The 18502-nt window shown below is 32.6% G+C and carries 14 protein-coding genes, 1 tRNA gene, 1 pseudogene and 1 other annotated feature; of the genes and pseudogenes, 1 reads left to right on the forward strand and 15 read right to left on the reverse strand.

All coding sequences use genetic code 11. The features are described 5' to 3' along the window. Positions 1–114: 114 nt before the first annotated feature. From GXM21_RS09825 to GXM21_RS09860, 8 genes are all read right to left on the reverse strand, one after another. A complete protein-coding gene (locus GXM21_RS09825) occupies positions 115–504 on the reverse strand; it encodes a cobalamin B12-binding domain-containing protein (protein WP_008539953.1) in 390 nt (129 codons plus the stop codon). Between the two features lie 28 nt (positions 505–532). Next, on the reverse strand, positions 533–2185 hold the full coding sequence (locus tag GXM21_RS09830) for an acyl-CoA mutase large subunit family protein (RefSeq protein ID WP_008539952.1): 1653 nt from the start codon (positions 2183–2185) through the stop codon (positions 533–535). A gap of 28 nt (positions 2186–2213) precedes the next feature. After that, positions 2214–3713 (reverse strand): succinyl-CoA:acetate CoA-transferase ScpC, encoded by a 1500-nt coding sequence (locus GXM21_RS09835; RefSeq protein ID WP_008539950.1) that lies wholly within the window; start codon positions 3711–3713, stop codon positions 2214–2216. Positions 3714–3969: 256 nt separating this feature from the next. Further along, entirely contained in the window at positions 3970–4596 is a 627-nt protein-coding gene (locus GXM21_RS09840) for a redox-sensing transcriptional repressor Rex (RefSeq protein ID WP_008539948.1), read from the reverse strand. A 44-nt stretch (positions 4597–4640) separates the two neighbouring features. Next, positions 4641–5867: an O-antigen ligase family protein gene (locus tag GXM21_RS09845; protein WP_008539947.1), complete on the reverse strand. Its 1227-nt coding sequence runs from the start codon at positions 5865–5867 to the stop codon at positions 4641–4643. Positions 5868–5911: 44 nt separating this feature from the next. Next, on the reverse strand, positions 5912–7204 hold the full coding sequence (locus GXM21_RS09850; RefSeq protein WP_008539946.1) for a bifunctional folylpolyglutamate synthase/dihydrofolate synthase: 1293 nt from the start codon (positions 7202–7204) through the stop codon (positions 5912–5914). 31 nt (positions 7205–7235) lie between these two features. Next, positions 7236–9890 carry a valine--tRNA ligase gene (locus GXM21_RS09855; RefSeq protein WP_008539945.1) on the reverse strand — a complete coding sequence of 885 codons (2655 nt, stop codon included), beginning with the start codon at positions 9888–9890 and terminating at the stop codon, positions 7236–7238. Between the two features lie 90 nt (positions 9891–9980). Next, positions 9981–10226: a binding site (T-box leader), on the reverse strand. 89 nt (positions 10227–10315) lie between these two features. Then, positions 10316–10582 carry an HPr family phosphocarrier protein gene (locus tag GXM21_RS09860; RefSeq protein WP_008539944.1) on the reverse strand — a complete coding sequence of 89 codons (267 nt, stop codon included), beginning with the start codon at positions 10580–10582 and terminating at the stop codon, positions 10316–10318. A gap of 146 nt (positions 10583–10728) precedes the next feature. Here GXM21_RS09860 and GXM21_RS09865 point away from each other — a divergent pair, with 146 nt between their 5' ends. Then, on the forward strand, positions 10729–12063 hold the full coding sequence (locus tag GXM21_RS09865) for an MATE family efflux transporter (protein WP_008539943.1): 1335 nt from the start codon (positions 10729–10731) through the stop codon (positions 12061–12063). Here the strand turns inward: GXM21_RS09865 and GXM21_RS09870 are convergent. From GXM21_RS09870 to GXM21_RS09900, 7 genes and pseudogenes are all read right to left on the reverse strand, one after another. Beyond that, the gene (locus GXM21_RS09870; RefSeq protein ID WP_008539942.1) at positions 12044–13588 is read right to left on the reverse strand and encodes a tetratricopeptide repeat protein; all 1545 of its coding nucleotides are present in this window, start codon (positions 13586–13588) and stop codon (positions 12044–12046) included. The two genes, GXM21_RS09865 and GXM21_RS09870, sit on opposite strands and share 20 nt — an antisense overlap. 96 nt (positions 13589–13684) lie before the next feature. Then, complete coding sequence (locus GXM21_RS09875) at positions 13685–14248, reverse strand: flavodoxin family protein (RefSeq protein ID WP_008539941.1); 564 nt, start codon at positions 14246–14248, stop codon at positions 13685–13687. 174 nt (positions 14249–14422) lie between these two features. Continuing rightward, positions 14423–14507: transfer RNA gene (locus tag GXM21_RS09880), tRNA-Leu, on the reverse strand. 76 nt (positions 14508–14583) lie between these two features. Next, on the reverse strand, positions 14584–15150 hold the full coding sequence (locus GXM21_RS09885; RefSeq protein ID WP_008539940.1) for a 3'-5' exonuclease: 567 nt from the start codon (positions 15148–15150) through the stop codon (positions 14584–14586). A 122-nt stretch (positions 15151–15272) separates the two neighbouring features. Continuing rightward, a pseudogene (gltA, locus tag GXM21_RS09890) lies at positions 15273–16630 on the reverse strand (NADPH-dependent glutamate synthase). Position 16631: 1 nt separating this feature from the next. Further along, positions 16632–17489, reverse strand: coding sequence for a sulfide/dihydroorotate dehydrogenase-like FAD/NAD-binding protein (locus GXM21_RS09895; protein WP_008539937.1), 858 nt, complete (start codon positions 17487–17489; stop codon positions 16632–16634). A gap of 165 nt (positions 17490–17654) precedes the next feature. Then, entirely contained in the window at positions 17655–18401 is a 747-nt protein-coding gene (locus tag GXM21_RS09900) for a methylenetetrahydrofolate reductase (RefSeq protein ID WP_008539936.1), read from the reverse strand. Positions 18402–18502: the final 101 nt, after the last annotated feature.

Genomic DNA, 18502 nt, shown 5'->3' on the forward strand with positions numbered 1-18502 from the left:
CACAGAAGCCACAAATACATTTATATTAAAAATCATCTTGTCTCCTTATAGAGACTAAGAAAGACAAGATGATTTTCTTTATATTATTTAATTAATAACGTTAACTGTTAAAAATTAAGCTTCTTTTACGTGAGCTTTGATGAATTCAATAACGTCAGTTGTTGGTGTACCAGGAGTAAATACTTCTGCAATACCTGCTTCTTTAAGAGCTGGGATATCGCCTTCTGGAATAACGCCACCGCCGATGATTAATACATCGTTCATGCCTTTTTCTCTAACAAGTTTTACAACTTTAGGGAAAAGATGTGGATGAGCACCAGAAAGGATACTCATAGCAACTACATTAACGTCTTCCTGTAAAGCTGCTTCTGCAATCTGTTCAGGAGTCTGACGAAGACCTGTATAAATTACTTCAAAGCCTGCATCGCGAAGAGCACGTGCTACAACTTTTGCTCCGCGGTCATGACCATCTAAACCTGGTTTTGCTACTAATACTCTAATCATTATATTTACCTCCAAATATCTTCACTTATTAAAGATTTACATGTGCTTCATATTCGCCGAATACTTTACGCATTACGCCACAGATTTCTCCGAGAGTTGCATAAGTTTTAACGGCAGCGAGGATATGAGGCATAAGATTTTCGTTTTCATCTTTACAAGCAGCTTCTAAGTCAGCAAGAGCAGCTTCTACAGCAGCGTTGTCACGTTTAGCTTTCATAGCTTCAACTTTAGCTTTCTGTTTTTCACCAACGGAAGCGTCAACTTTGAGAAGACCTTCAACTGGTTTTTCTTCGATCTGGAATTTGTTTACGCCGACAATTGTTCTAGCACCGGATTCAACATCCATTTGCCATTTGTAAGCACTATCCTGAATTTCTTTCTGGATATAACCTTTTTCAATTGCAGATACTGCGCCGCCAATTTCGTCGATTTTTTTGATGTAATCCCAAGCTTCTTTTTCGATTCTGTTAGTCATAGCTTCAACATAGTAAGAACCAGCAAGTGGATCTACAACATCAGCTAAACCACTTTCATATGCAACAATCTGTTGAGTACGTAAAGCGATCATTACGGATTCTTCTGTAGGAAGAGCAAGTGCTTCATCACGGGAGTTTGTATGAAGGGACTGAGTACCACCCATAACAGCAGCTGCAGTCTGTAAAGCAACACGGATAATGTTGTTGTTAGGCTGTTGAGCTGTAAGCATGGAACCAGCTGTTTGTGTATGAACACGAAGCATCATGGATTTAGCTTTTTTAGCGCCAAATCTTTCTTTCATAACTTTAGCCCAGATACGACGGGAAGCACGGAATTTTGCAACTTCTTCAAGTACGTTGTTATGAGCATTCCAGAAGAAGGATAGACGACCTGCGAAAGCATCAACGTCAAGACCAGCTTTGATAGCTGCTTCAACGTAAGCGATACCATCAGCAATAGTAAATGCGATTTCCTGAGAAGCAGTAGAACCAGCTTCACGAATATGGTAACCAGAAATGGAGATTGTGTTCCATTTTGGTACATATTTAGAGCAATATTCAAAGATGTTAGTGATAAGACGCATAGATGGACGTGGTGGGAAGATATATGTTCCACGAGCAGCATATTCTTTAAGAATATCGTTCTGGATTGTACCTTTTAATTGATCAGCAGGTACACCCTGTTTTTCAGCAACTGCAATGTACATAGCTAAAAGTACGGATGCAGGAGCATTGATAGTCATAGAAGTGGAAACTTTACCAAGATCGATCTGATCGAAGAGGATTTCCATATCTGCTAAGGAGTCGATAGCAACACCAACTTTACCAACTTCACCTTCGGAGATGTCATCAGTAGAGTCATAACCAATCTGAGTTGGAAGGTCAAATGCACAAGAAAGACCTGTAGCACCGGATTCAATTAAATAACGATAACGTTTGTTGGATTCTTCAGCAGTGGAGAAACCTGCATACATACGCATTGTCCAGAAACGACCACGATACATAGTAGGCTGAACACCACGAGTATAAGGATACATACCAGGGAAACCAATTTCTTCTGTGTAGTCAGTACCTTCAATGTCAAGTGGAGTATATAAACGTTGTTCTGGAAGATGTCCACGTTCTGGGAATCTTGCAACTGTTTTTTCTACACTAGCGTTATATTCAGCTAAGCCAGCTTGGATTTTTTCTTTTTCATTGCTCATAATTTTAAATTCCTCCCTAAAAAGGTTATTATTTCATTGAACCTGTTTCCATGAATTTTTCATGCCAGGACAAAGCTTCTTTAATAATATGTGGAGTTTGTGCATGTTTTGTTGCAGCTTCTGCTCTTTCCAAATAATCCATTAACATAGGTTTATAATCTGGATGAGCACATTTGTTAATAACTTCACGAGCTCTTTCGCGTGGAGCAAGACCTCTTAAGTCAGCTAAACCTTGTTCTGTAACGATGATATCTACATCATGTTCTGTATGGTCAACATGAGAGCACATAGGAACGATAGAAGAGATAAGACCGTTTTTAGCAGTAGATGCTGTAAAGAAGCAAGTGAGGTAAGCATTTCTAGCGAAGTCACCAGAACCACCAATACCATTCATCATTTTTGTACCCATGATATGAGTGGAGTTTATATTACCATAAATATCGCATTCAATAGCAGTATTCATAGCAATAACACCAATTCTTCTTACAACTTCTGGGCTATTGGAAATTTCCTGTGGACGAAGTAAAAGATGTTTTCTATATTCTTTGATATTTTCATAGAAACGTTTTAATCCGTCTGGAGATGGAGATAATGCTGTACCAGATGCAAAGTTTAATTTACCAGCATCAATTAAGTCAAACATACCATCTTGGATAACTTCTGTATATACAGATAAGTCTTTTAAATCAGAATCAACGAACCCGCTGATTACTGCATTTGCTACATTACCTACACCAGATTGTAATGGTAAGAGATTTTTAGGCATATGACCTTTTTTAACTTCATCTTGAAGAAGTTCAATGATATATTCAGACATTTTGTGATCAGCTTCACTAATTTCACCAAATGGACGAGTTTTATCTGTAATATCACAAGGAACAATGCATTTAATTTTATCTGGAGTGCAAGGTATGTAAGGTGTACCAATACGGTCGTTAGCCTTAACAATAGGAATTGGAAGACGATGTGGTGGATCAAGAGGCACATAAACGTCATGCATACCTTCGAGTTCTAATGGTTGGCTAGTATTAACTTCTACTATAACCATATCTGCTTGTTGAACGAAAGAAGCTGTATTACCCATAGATGTTGTTGGGATAATGTTACCTTCTTCTGTAATAGCACAAGCTTCTACGATAGCAACATCTAGTTTACCATAGAAACCATAACGTAATAACTGAGCGGATTCACTAAGATGTAAATCGCTATAAGAGATTTCACCAGAGTTTATTAAATTTCTTAATAATTTGTTAGTTTGATATGGCATACGTTTATCGATACCATTAACTTCACAAAGTGCACCATCAAGTTCTGGTCCTACAGAAGCACCTGTATATAAATTAATTTTAAATGGGTGTTCTTTCATGCGTTCAGCAAGAGCCAAAGGCACAGCTTTAGGATAACCAGATGGTGTAAATCCACTAGTTCCCACATTCATGCCTGGTTTAATTAACTCAGCAGCTTCTTGTGCACTGACAATTTTCGCATGCAAAGCTTTATTACGCACACGATCTAAAATGTCAATCATTAAAAATTCTCCTCCTTACCAAAATATATTGTTGCATTATTATGTCGTGTTCCATTATATCATTGTCTAATACGATAATCAAAGATTATTGTATCATTTATGAAATAAATTTTTTTATTTATAATTCTTCAATAAAAAATAAATAAAAATTATAAAAAATCAACACTCCATCTTTTAATAAATAATAACGCATATCACTAACAAAAGCATACCACTACTAGGGAAAAGCGTCAAGTTTTACTATAGGAAAAGAAAGCTATTTTCCTGTAATATAATACGACAATCTACTAAGTCCCACAGATAAATCTTCATTAACAATTTTCACATCTTCAGGGACTCTCATTTTTACAGGAGCAAAGTTCCATATTCCTTTTATATTTGCTTTAACTAATTTATCAGCGACCTGTTGTGCAAATTGAGCAGGTACTGCAATAACCCCAATATCTATCTTCAGATTTTTAGCACAACTTTGCAATTCATCAATACTTTTTACTTTTACATGATTTACTGTCTTACCAATAATATTGGGGTCATTATCAAATAATGCTACTAGATTAAAACCTAAAGCAATAAAATTTTGATAATTAGCCAAAGCCACACCTAAATGACCAATCCCTACGATTGCAATATTCCAATGATTATCAAGCCCTAAAATCTTGCCTACATTAAATTTAAGTTCATTGACATAATAGCCAACTCCCTTTTTACCAAACTGACCAAATAAAGCTAAATCTTTTCTAATTTGCTCCGGTGTTAATTCTAATCGACGGCCTAATTCATCTGATGAGATGATATCCATGCCATCATCTTGAGCCAATCTCAAAGTTCTATAATATAGTGGTAATCTATCAATAGTTGCTTTAGAAATAGTTTGTTCTTTCACTGCATTCACTCCTTTAAGGCTTGAGTTTAAATAATATTATTAATTTAATTTTTATATCCAGAAACTACAATTCCTGAAAATAGCCATACAAGCATAGATAATTCTGTATTAAACATTACATAATCTGTAAAACCATTTAATGCCAATGCAGATAAACCTAAACCTATGCCTAAAAACATAGCTTTAACCAATATATCTAATTTCATAACTTGTGCTTTAAAGGCTTTGTAAATTACACCAAAGAAACAAACCATATAACTTGCAAAACCAAATAAACCAATTTCAGCCATAAAATTCAAATACATATTATGTGCATGTACAATTTTTATAAAATTCCCCTGCATATAATAATCATAATTAGGATAAACCATAAAATATGAACCCCAACCTATGCCCAATAATGGGTGGTCTAAAATCATCGCTATAGTACTTTCCCAAAAAGCAAGACGCATTTCTGAAGATGTATCCATTTTCGTAAAAATAGATGTCATTCTATCCACTAAAGTTGCATCTGAAAGCAATAAGATGACAGCTAATCCTATCAATGCTAATAATACTTTTCGATTATATAAAATACTGTAGACAAAGATTACTAAGGCAATACTTAGACAAGCCCCTCTAGCATATGTCAAGGTCAAACAAAAGGCTGTTAAACAGAATAAAACTGCGATTACAATGCGAACGATTTTATGTTTTATCAATAAAAACATTCCAGCCATCAAGCCTAACATCAAATCAAAGTAGCCACCTAATAAATTAGGATTTTGCCATGTGGAAAATACTCTCGTTTTTAATCCAGGAAACATTGCTCCATCAGTCCATACTATTTGCTCAGAAGTTAGTCCTATACCTAAAAATGCTTGCATAAAACCATATATTACAACAATAAATAAAGATAAGCTTATACAGCTTAAAAATACTTTTAATTGTCCTATATTTTTTAAATCTATACTTTGCACAACTAAGTAATATGTAAGTACATATCGACCAACTAAATTATAGCAATTGTAAAAACTAAATGCTGAATCTGGTGATACTAAAACGGATAAAAAAGATATAATCACAAAAATCATAATTGGAAAGTCAAGTATTGTACGTTTCCATTCAAAAAATCCCTTAAATGATTTATAGGCAAAAACACCCCAGCCAGCTACTAACAATAGACTTGATACAACATAGGAAAAAGGTAACATTGTTGCCATAGCTATAACAATGTAAAACATCAATCGTTTACAATCATTATTCAATCTATTTTTTTTAAATATATCCACCTATACACCTACTACTCTAAAAGCTAAAAATACCTTTACTAAAATCATGCTTCATTGACTAAAATATTTCTCAGTTCGCCTGTCAAATATAAAGAACCTGTTATACATAAAACTTTATCTTTACCTGCCCACTGACGAGCTAAAGTTAAAGCTTCTTGCATATTATTAAAAGTCTCTACACGATGATTTGATATCTTACTTGCAATATATTCAGGAGAAGCTTTTCTTTCTGAATTTGGAGTAGTTATAACGATTTCATCATCATCACGCAATAAATCAATAAGCATAGTATCTATGTCTTTATCTTTTAATATACCTAAAAGAATAACTCTTTTTTCATTTGGATAATATTTATCTAAATTTTGACGAAGTATCATCATACCTGCTGGATTATGAGCACCATCTACTATGCAAATCTGTCCATCAAAATTAAATACTTCAAAACGTGCTGGCCATTTTGCTAATGCTAAACCATCAATGATATTTTCTCTAGTAATACGTTCATCATTATTACCTAAGATACTAGCTGTCATAATAGCCAAAGAACTATTTTCTATTTGATGGTCGCCTAATAATTTCAATTTATAATTGAAATTAACTCCTAATAATTCAGAACTAAATTTTAATTCTTGATACTGCCCATCAAAATTCACAAACATAGCTGAAAAATCATTATTTGCTATGAAAATATCAGCATTTTTTTCTTCAGCTGTTTGATTAATTATATCTAATGGTATATCTTTTGCTGCTGTAACCACAGGTACGCCATCTTTTATAATACCTGCTTTATGCTCTGCTATACCTTCTAAAGTTCCTCCACATAAATGAGCATGTTCAAATGCCACATTTGTGATGACGCTAACTTCTGGTTTTACCACATTAGTAGAATCTAATAATCCACCTAATCCTACTTCGATGACAGCATATTCTACTTTATTAATCGCAAAATACAAAAATGCCGCTGCTGTAATAACTTCAAACTGTGTAGGTGACTCTTCGCCATCTTCAACCATTTTATCCACAAAAGTTTTAACAGCACTAATACAATCAGCAAAATCTTCTTCGCTTATAGGATTTCCGTCTATTTGAATACGTTCTGTATATGATACTAAATGAGGTGAAATATACAAACCTGTTTTAATATTAGATGTTGTTAAAATACTAGATAACATAGAACTTGTTGAACCTTTTCCATTAGTTCCTGTTATGTGTATAGTTTTATATCTTGTTTGTGGATTGTCTAAATAAGTTACCAATTGTTTAATGCGACCTAGACCAAGCTTAGTACCAAAGGTACTAAGCTCATCTAGATATTCTAGCGATTCTAGATAATTCATTTTATTACGCCTTTCATAAAAAAATCTAAAATTAAAGAGTTGCTAAATATGCCAAACGTTGTTTTACTGCTTCACGTTTTTCTTCATAACCTTTTAATTTTTCTTTTTCTTTCTCTACAATATCAGCAGGTGCTTTGGCAATAAAGCCTGCGTTAGAAAGTTTTTTATCAAGACGTGATACTTCTTTATCTAATGTAGCTAATTCTTTATTTAAACGAGCAGTTTCTTTTTCTACATCAATTAAGCCTGCTAAAGGTAAATAAATTTCTACACCATTTACTACTGCTGTCATTGCATTTTCTGGTTTTGCATCATCTTTTGCTAAAATAGTTACATTTTTAGCAGAAGCTAACGTTTCTAAATATCCACTGTTTTTAGCAAATACATCTGTTAAGCTTTCATCACTTAAATGAAGAATTACTTCTGTTTTTTTACTTGGTGCTGCATTTACTTCAGCTCTCATATTACGGATAGCTTTGATTGTTTCCATGATAGTAGTCATTTCTACTTCGCTTGCATCATCAAGTTTTGCTTCTTCACCTGTTGGCCAATCAGCCACCATGATGCTCTTACCTTCATGTGGAATGTGTTGCCAAATTTCTTCTGTAATAAATGGCATAAATGGATGTAATAAGCGAAGTGTATGTTCAAGTACATAACCTAAAACATATTGAGCTACTTTACGTGGACGAACATTTTCTTTATCGTAAAGACGAGCTTTGCTAAGTTCAATATACCAATCACAGAATTCATTCCAAATGAAGTCATATAAAGAACGACCAGCTTCACCTAATTCAAATTTTTCTAGGTTTTCAGTAATGCTGATAGCAGTTTTAGCATAACGGCTTAAAATCCATTTATCAGCTAAAGTATAGTCGCTAGCTTCTGGAACAAAAGTTTTGTCAAAACCTTCAAGATTCATAAGCATGAAACGAGAAGCATTCCATAATTTATTAGCGAAATTACGAGCAGATTCTACACGTTCCCAATAAAAACGCATATCATTACCAGGTGTATTACCTGTGATGAGCATAAAGCGAAGTGTATCTGCACCATATTTTTCAATTACTTCAACAGGGTCAATACCATTACCTAAAGATTTACTCATTTTACGACCTTGACTATCACGTACAAGACCATGAATAAATACATGTTTAAATGGAATATCTTTACCAAATTCTAAGCCCATCATTACCATACGAGCTACCCAGAAGAAAATAATGTCATATCCTGTAACAAGTACACTTGTTGGATAGAATTGTTTTAATTCTGCTGTTTGTTCTGGCCAACCCATAGTTTCAAATGGCCAAAGACCAGAGCTAAACCATGTATCAAGTACATCTTCATCTTGATGAACATGTTTGCTACCACAATGAGGACAAACTGTTACATCTTCATTTTCTACGATAGTTGCACCACAATCATCACAATACCACGCTGGAATACGATGACCCCACCAGAGCTGACGAGAGATACACCAATCGCGTATATTATCTAACCAATTGCAATAGATTTTAGAAAATCTTTCTGGAACAAATTTAATTTTGCCAGATTTTACAGCTTCAGCTGCAGGTTTTGCCAAAGATTCCATTTTTACAAACCACTGTTTAGATACAAGTGGTTCTACAGTTGTAGAGCAACGAGAGCAATGACCTACTGCATGTTCATGTTCTTCAATGCTGATTAAATAGCCTTGTTGTTTTAAATCTTCGATTAATTGTTTACGGCATTCATAACGATCAAGACCAGCATATTTACCAGTATTTTCTGCCATTGTACCATCATTGTTAATTACTACAATCTGTTCTAAATTATGGCGAGCACCCATATCAAAGTCATTAGGGTCATGAGCTGGTGTTACTTTTACTGCACCAGTACCAAATTGTGGATCTACATAACTATCAGCAAAAAGTGGTATACGACGACCAACGATTGGTAAAATCAAAGTTTTACCTACTAAATCGCTATAGCGTTCATCATCAGGGTGAACAGCTACGCCAGTATCACCAAACATAGTTTCAGGACGAGTTGTAGCGATTTCTACAAATCTATCTTCGCCTTCAACTTGATATTTTAAATGATATAAATGACCTTGTTCATTTTGATGTTCTACTTCAATATCGCTAAGTGCTGTATTGCAGTGTGGGCACCAGTTAGTTATGCGTTTACCTTGATAAATTAAACCTTTTTTATATAATTGTACAAATACTTCACGAACGGCATGAGAGCAACCTTCGTCCATAGTGAAACGTTCTCTATCCCAATCACAAGAAGAACCAAGTGTACGAATTTGATATTTTATGCGATTACCATATTTTTCTTTCCATGCCCAAGCATGTTCTAAAAATTTTTCTCTACCAATATCATAACGAGATACACCTTGTTCACGAAGTTGTGCATCTACTTTTGCTTGAGTTGCTATACCTGCATGGTCAGTACCAGGCATCCATAAAGTGTTGTATCCTTGCATTCTTCTAAAACGAATTAAAATATCTTGCAAAGTATTATCCATAGCATGTCCCATATGAAGCTGACCTGTTACATTTGGTGGTGGCATTACAATGCTAAATGGTTTTTTAGTTTCATCTACTTCTGCATGGAATAATTTATTTTCTTCCCAATATTGATACCATTTTTTTTCAAAAGATTGCGGGTCATAAACCTTTGGAATATTTGTTTCTTCCATCAAAAAATACCTCCTATTTTTCACACAAAAACTAAAGTTATTCAATTAAATCAGGCAAAAATCACACAAAAAAATCTCTTTCATTCCTCATAAAAGGACGAAAGAGATATCTTCGCGGTACCACCTAATTTTTCTTATCTAAATTTATAAATCAACTACATAAAATTCAGATAAAACTTCATTACATAACGCTGTATCTGCGCTCATACTTAATATTATTTCGGTATGAGGACTCCAAAGCTACTTTCTAGATACTGGGTTGGAAAATTTTTCAGCTATAAATTTTCTCTCTGCACAACTCAATTATATCTATACTCTCTTTTTCATTGTCTTTTACAAAACATTAAATTGTATAAGATATATTAGCATAATTTCAGAGCGAAGACAACTCTTAACTTCTTAATATATTTGTGTTATAAATATTATTATTGATGCTCACCAAAACGATTATTTACAAGTTCACTCAAAGCTTTAATAGCTTCTTGTTCATCATCACCTTCAGCAGTTATAAGCACTTGTGTACCACAAGATAATCCTAAATTGATTATAGGAATGATATTTTTCCCATCAGCAGTGATACCTTTTGCTGTATATGTGATTTTAGACGTATATCTGCGTCCCATTTGAGCAAGCATTGCTGCTGGTCGTGCATGAACTCCTGATTTATTAATAATCGTAACTAAAGCCTCCATTAGTTTTCCTCTTTTCTTTTGAATTATTTTTTCATTATTCTAAGTATTAGTATAAATTAATCAATTAATTAGTTATATTTATTATATAAATATTTTCTAACTTATGCAATATATTTTCTTTATAGTCTAAGCGAGGTGCTTTTATTATGAAATATGATTTAACAACAGGGTCTGTTTCGATGACTATGTTAAAATTTTCACTGCCTATGATTTTAGGCAATCTTATGCAACAGTTATATAATATCTCCGATACCTTAATTGTTGGTCATTTTATTGGCACAGATGCCTTAGCTGCTGTTGGTGCAAGCTATGCCTTAATCATTTTTTTGACCTCAGTATTATTAGGTCTTTGTATGGGTAGCGGAGCTTTATTTTCGATATTTTATGGTGAAAAAGATTATTTCAAATTAAAATCTAGTATTTTTATCTCTTTCATCTTAATATTAATACTTACAATAATAATAAATATTTTTATTTTTATTTACATTGATGAAATCATTTATTTTATGCAAGTTCCTAGCGAAATTTTCGATTTGACTTATACATATCTTTATATTATTTTCATCGGATTTAGTTTTTCTTTTGTTTATAATTATTTCACTTGTCTACTTCGTGCTATTGGCAATTCAAAAACACCACTTATCTTTTTAGCCAGTTCTGCCCTTTTCAATATTATTCTTTCTATTATTTTAGTTGTTAATTTTCAAATGGGTGTGGCAGGCTCTGCACTCGGTACAGTAATAGCTCAAGGTTTTTGTGCCTTAGGTCTAACAATCTACACTATAAAAAAATGCCCTGAATTAATTCCGCAAAAAGAACATTGCAAATTTGATTTAGCCATGATAAAAGATATTTCTAATTCTTCATTATTAACATCTACACAACAATCTGTAATGAATTTTGGAATTTTACTCGTGCAAAATCTTGTAAATAGCTTTGGTGCAACAGTAATGGCAGCCTTTACCGTTGCTGTAAAAATAGACTCACTAGCTTATATGCCTGCACAAGATTTTGGCAATGCTTTCTCTACTTTCATTGGGCAAAACTACGGTGCTAAAAAAACAGATAGAATTCAACAAGGCATTAAATCTGCTATAAAAATCTCATTTCTATTTTGTTTAATTATATCTGTTGGCGTCTTTATCTTTGCTCGCCCTCTAATGACTATTTTCATTGATAGTTCTGAAACGGAAATTATCAATATCGGTGTGGATTATCTCCGCATAGAAGGTAGTTTCTATTTTGGCATTGGCATTTTATTTTTATTATATGGATTTTATCGTGCTATTAACTTCCCTAGCATGTCTGTAATTTTAACCATTATTTCATTAGGCACACGTGTAGGACTTGCCTATTACCTTGCTAGCATACCTTCTATCGGAGTAATTGGTATTTGGTGGTCTATCCCTATCGGCTGGGCATTAGCAGATATTTTTGGCATTGTCTATTATAAACGAAAAATTAAACAACTCCATTTTTAACTTCTGCTAATTCTATGACTTCTTCTACCTTTGATTTAGCATTCATTGAAAATACTTCTATGACATGTTTTACTAAATTCACTGCTATATCTTTATCAACCGTATCAAAATAAAAGTCGATTTCATACAGATTTTTCTTTTCATTTCTTCTATAGCCCCAATCATTTAAAAAGCCCACTACATTAATTTCTAAAGCTTTTTGTACCATTTCATAAAGGAAATATATCGGCGCTTCATTTTCTTCTTTCCATAAATTCTGTTCATTATCTTCTATAGTGATTTTCATTAATAAAGTCTTTTTCGTGAATTCTCGCCATGAGATATAACCTAATTTTTCATATCGTCCTACGAAGATATCTAAGTATAATTTATAATCATCAATTGAACAATTTTCATATTTTTTGATATCTCCCTTATCGCCAACTAAACCATAATGTTTAACGATTTTATCATCTTCAAACCAACATTCCACATAAGAAAATTGTTCATCTCTTTTATATAATGTCAAAGCTAAATTTTCTACTTCTTTGTCATTTTTTAAATGTTCATTATGATTTTCTTGAATTTTTTTATTACTATCTTTAGCCAAAACTAAAGATAATTTTTTCTTTTTATTATAATAAGTTAATTTTATTTGATAATCTCTATCTATCTCTATTTCCTGCAATTTATATTCAACATCATATTTATCATAAGTCAATAAATTATCTTTTATGTCGGTATACTCTTTAATTAACCAATCTATATTTATCTTTGACAACATCGCTCTATTCATGGTAAAAACAATTTTTACTGTTATATCATCTAACTTTACCATACAAGTACAATAAGGATTATTTTCTTGCCATTTATTGCCCTTTAAAAATTCTTTTACCTTCTGCAAAGACTCCTCATGACAAATTACTCCATCTACAGCTTGCATTTTCTCTTTTAAATGCTGTTTATACATTTGTCGATTTTTGAAAAATGCATCATCTTCTGGTTTTATATAATGACATAACATTTCTTCTAAGCTACAATTTGCCTTTATTTCCTCTTGTAAAACTTTAAATTCATAATCATCTGGCACAAGAGATAAGCCCTTTTCTATGGAAGCCATTGCTTTTTCTTTTTCGCCAAAATGATATTGTAATTTTGCTAAATTCAACCAACCCCATGGATAATCAGCTTCTTCTTGTACACCCTTTTGTGCATAGCTATATGCTTTTTCCAAATCACTGCAATAAGTCAAAGCCACTGAATAACGATAATACCATGCGCCTGAGCCTTTAGCATTTTTTTCTGAATAAGGCATCCAATTTATCACTTTGTAATAATATTCATATATATCAATATTATTGCCTGCATATGCATACCATAAAGCAATATTTAAATCTTCCTTTGCTTCTTCCAAAGTAAACAATTTTTGCTCTATACCTTTTTTAACAAAATCTTCTAAATAATAAAAAATCTTGTAAAAGTATCCATCAGCCCAAGACTCTAATATATCAATATCCTCTTTAGTCAATAATGATTTTTTCCCCATGTTTACACCTTCTTTATCGGCTACTATATTTATATTTTACCACAAAAAAAGAGTTATAACGAAATAAAAAATCGTTATAACTCTGTTTACTCTATTTTAACGAATGAAATTTGTCATTATTTTTGCTTCTGTTTCTGGTATTTGTACACCATTATTTTTACCTGCTTCAATGCATTTTAAAAGCCATGCCATATTATTACCTAAAACACGCATAATTTGCATACCTTCTGCATCTTTTTTCACTTCATCTGGTGTATTGCCATGTACTACATTCCAATAATTTGCAGAAACTACTGGCATTTGATGATAAGTAAAATATTTAGCAAGTACATCTAAAGTTGCAGTTGTACCAGCGCGTCTAGCGGAAGCGACAGCTGCTGCTGGTTTGTGTAATAAATCTTTACCTGCTAAGCTAGATAATCTATCCATAAAAGAAATGATTTCCCCAGATGGAGATGCCCAATATACAGGAGAACCTACTACTAAACCATCTGCAGTTTTTACTTTTTCTGCAACACTTTTAATAATTTCTGTTTCTGGTACTGCATGAATTATTTCTGCTTGGATACCTTGTTTTTCTAAAGTTTGTGCTATTTCACTAAGAGCTGTATATGTACAACCTTTTTCGCGTCTACTGCCATTTAATAATAAAACTTTCATTGAAATTCAACCTTTCTTACTAGAAATAAATCCTATCTAAATTATATGCTTATAATCAAAAATAATCAATAATACCTCAAAAATGCAATTTCATTTATTAAATTAATATAACTTTATAATTTTAAAAAAACAAAAAAGGCTTTACAGAAAATCTGTAAAGCCTATAATTTCAAATGGTGCGGAAGACAGGACTTGAACCTGCACGCCGAAAGACACTAGATCCTAAGTCTAGCGCGTCTGCCAATTCCGCCACTTCCGCATCTGGCACTCGCGTTGAATGCGAGATTTATTATATCACTATAAAATATTTTTTGTCAACACTTTTTTATAAATTTTTATGATTTAAATATTTTTTCTTCTAAACCTATTTTTCTTAATAAACTATCCATATTATCCACACCTACAGTTCTGCCTGCAACTAAAGGAATTTTTGCACAAACTTTTGCATCATCTAAAGCATCATGATGTTTAAATTGTATCTGAAAAAATTCTCCCAATGTATTCAATTTATGATTTGGTAACTGTGGCCATACTTTTCTAGCAATTTGAACAGTACATGCTGTTTTAAACTGTGGTTTAGCTAAATTATATTTCCAAATACAACTGCGCAATACGCCCATATCAAAAAAAGCATTATGTGCTATAACTATTCGATTATCTAAATACATACGTAAATCTTTCCATATATCTGCAAAAGTAGGTGCATTTTCTACCATTTGCGGAGTAATTCCATGTATTTTTATATTACCTTCTTCAAAAAACATTTCTGGCGGTCTTATAAGTGAATTATAACTATCCACCATTCTACCGTTTTCAATAACAACTACAGCTACACTACAAGCACTATCACGATTTTTATTAGCTGTCTCAAAATCTATACTTGTAAAATTCATTAAACTCATTTTATACCTCTAAAAAAATTCTATTCAAATATAAAAGCATTATAGCAAAAAATTTTTCTAAAAAAAATAGATTGATTTTCGGTCAACATATCTTTGCCCTAAAATCAATCTATTTAAATTTATCATTTATTGCGTTTTTCTATCAAATATTCATCAATAGCTTTAGCAGCTTTTTTACCTGCACCCATAGCCAAAATAACAGTTGCAGCTCCTGTTACAATATCGCCACCAGCAAAAACACCTTCTTTAGTAGTTTTTCCTGTTTCTTCATCAGCTACGATATTACCTCTCTTATTTGTCTGCATATCTGGAGTAGTTGATTGTATCAATGGATTTGGCCCTTGACCAATAGCGATAACCACAGTATCCACATTAATATCAAATTCTGAATTAAGTATTTCCACAGGGCGTCTACGACCTGAAGCATCAGGTTCGCCTAATTCCATTTTTATACAACGAATAGCTTTTACATATCCTTTTTCATCACCTAAGATAGCTACTGGGTTATTCAATAATTTAAATTCTATACCTTCTTGTTTGGCATGTTCTACTTCTTCACATCTTGCCGGTAATTCTTTTTCACTTCTGCGATAAACAATATATACTTTTTCTGCTCCCAAACGCAAAGCAGTTCGAGCAGAATCCATAGCTACATTACCGCCACCTACTACAGCCACTTTTTTCCCTACATTAATAGGCGTAGCATATTCTGGAAAACGATATGCTTTCATTAAATTACATCTTGTTAAAAATTCATTTGAAGAATATACCCCATTTAAATTTTCACCAGGAATATTCATAAAATGAGGTAACCCTGCTCCTGTAGCAATAAATACAGCATCAAAATTAAATTCTTGCATAAGCTCATAAACTTACGCAAATTATCAATTTCTGGTTTTACAACCTTATCTTTTGGTAAACGAAATTCAGGAATACCATAAGATAATACTCCACCTGCTGTATGTAAAGCTTCAAAAATTGTTACTTGATAGCCTTTTTTCGCTAAATCACCTGCACAAGCTAATCCTGCTGGTCCCGAACCAATAATAGCGACTTTTTGAGCATCATCTTTTACTGTTTTTTCTATTTTTTCTTCACAATTTTGCATGCAATAATCCGCTACAAATCTTTCCAAACGACCAATACCCACAGGTTCGCCTTTTATTCCCATTACACAATATTTTTCACATTGATTTTCTTGAGGACAAACGCGTCCACAAATAGCAGGCAAACTACTAGCTTCTTTGATTTTTGCATTTGCTCCTTCAAAATCGCCTTCCTTTATTTTAGCAATAAAAGCTGGTATATCGATATCTACAGGACAACCTTTTCTACAATGTGGCACTTTACAATGAAGACAACGATTAACCTCTGCTAAGGCTAATTCTTCTGTATATCCTAAAGCCACTTCATCAAAATTATTTCTGCGAACATTAGCGTCTTGTTCTGGCATTTCATGTTTTTGCATTACTAAAGGCATATTATTTTTCCTCCATTTCTTCAACCTTTTTAGCTAAACGACAAATATGGTCTTTTTCAATTTCTTCTTTAGGTCTATACATGCGTTGTCTTTCCATCAAATTCACAAAATCTACTAAATGACCATCAAATTCTGGCCCATCTACACAAGCAAATTTTGTTTCATCACCAACTTGTACACGGCAACCACCACACATTCCTGTACCATCTACCATAATAGGATTTAGGCTAACAATCGTTTTAATATTATATGGTCTAGTTGTATCAGCTACAGTTTTCATCATAATAACAGGTCCAATAGCTACTACTTCAGCAATATCAATTCCTTTATCAATTAATTGCTGTAGTGCTGTCGTTACAAATCCTTTTATACCATAAGAGCCATCATCTGTAGTAACAATAACTTCATCAGATATTTTTTCCATTTCATCTTTCAAAATCAAAATATCTTTATTTTTTGCCCCCATAATTGTTATCACATGATTGCCCACTTGTTTCATCTTTCTAGCAATAGGATAAATTGGAGCAACACCTATTCCACCACCTATGCAAACTACAGTTCCCATATCAGGTCTAATATCTGTTTTTTTACCCAAAGGGCCAACTAAGTCTAAAATACTATCGCCTGCATTTAATGATGCTAATACAGTGGTTGACGCACCTATTACCATAAAAATAATATCTATAGTTCCTTTTTCTCTATCAAAATCAGCAATAGTTAATGGCACTCGCTCTCCATATTCATTAACTCTTAACACCACGAATTGACCTGGCTCTGCTTTTCTCGCTATCAAAGGAGCTTCTAAAGTAAATTGTAAAATATTTTCATGTAAAACTTTCTTATTTAAAATCTTAAACATAACACTTTCCTCATTTCCCAAATTCAATATCATAATAAAAATTTATCATACTATAAAAAATTTTAAGTTTTTACTTAATTTTCAGTTTTTTATATGACTATTATAGAATTCAATTGTAAATAAAAAAAGCTGTGAAAAAAATTTATTTCACAGCTTTTAGATTTATTATTTAGCGAAAACACCTTCTAAGTATGGCATTATTTTTGCTTTTATTGGCATTAAATAAACATTATGATTATGTTTGCGAGCAAAATCTATCACTTTACGAGCAAATTCTATATTCCATTCTAATGTTGGTTCAAAGTCCTTTGGAAAAATAACATTGTTTTTATTTCTCCAATAACTTACAGAGCGTTCGGATAAAACTGGAGAAACTCCCCAATAAATATCTAAACCATCTAAAAGGTCTGCATACATTTCTAAATAACGCATATCAAAAAATGGTTGTGTAAAAAATCCTTTTGCTCCAGCTAATTGCTTACGGCGAATGCGATATTCTTCTTCTTTCATACTACTGCGATATTGGTCAATTCCTGCATATACTGTAATTTCCGGCATTTCTTCACTAAATTTTTTAATAATATCTGTACTTATTGTTGGATATACTTGATAAAGCATACTTTGTGGTGGGTCACCTTCTATAACAAGAACTTTTTTTATATTATATTCTCTCAATTTATCTTTTATCGGTAACTCTTTTGTAAAATCAAAATCCATCGCTCTTAGATGTGGTACTACATCATCGAAATAAGCTTTTGCAATATTTGCTCCGTCCCAACTTCTAGTATCACAACTCAACAAATCTGGAATATTAATGAAATCAACATCGCTTAATTTTTCTTTTATTGTTTTTACTTCTTCTTTTAATACTTCAATATCTCTTGGTACTAATTCAACTGAAATTCTTGTCATAAAATCACTTCCTAGATTAACATCATTACATTATAGTTTATTATTATAACACAAATTTATTCATTTCAACGATAAAATCATACATTTTATAATAAAAAATC

Source organism: Megamonas funiformis (genome assembly GCF_010669225.1).
GTDB classification, from domain to species: domain Bacteria; phylum Bacillota; class Negativicutes; order Selenomonadales; family Selenomonadaceae; genus Megamonas; species Megamonas funiformis.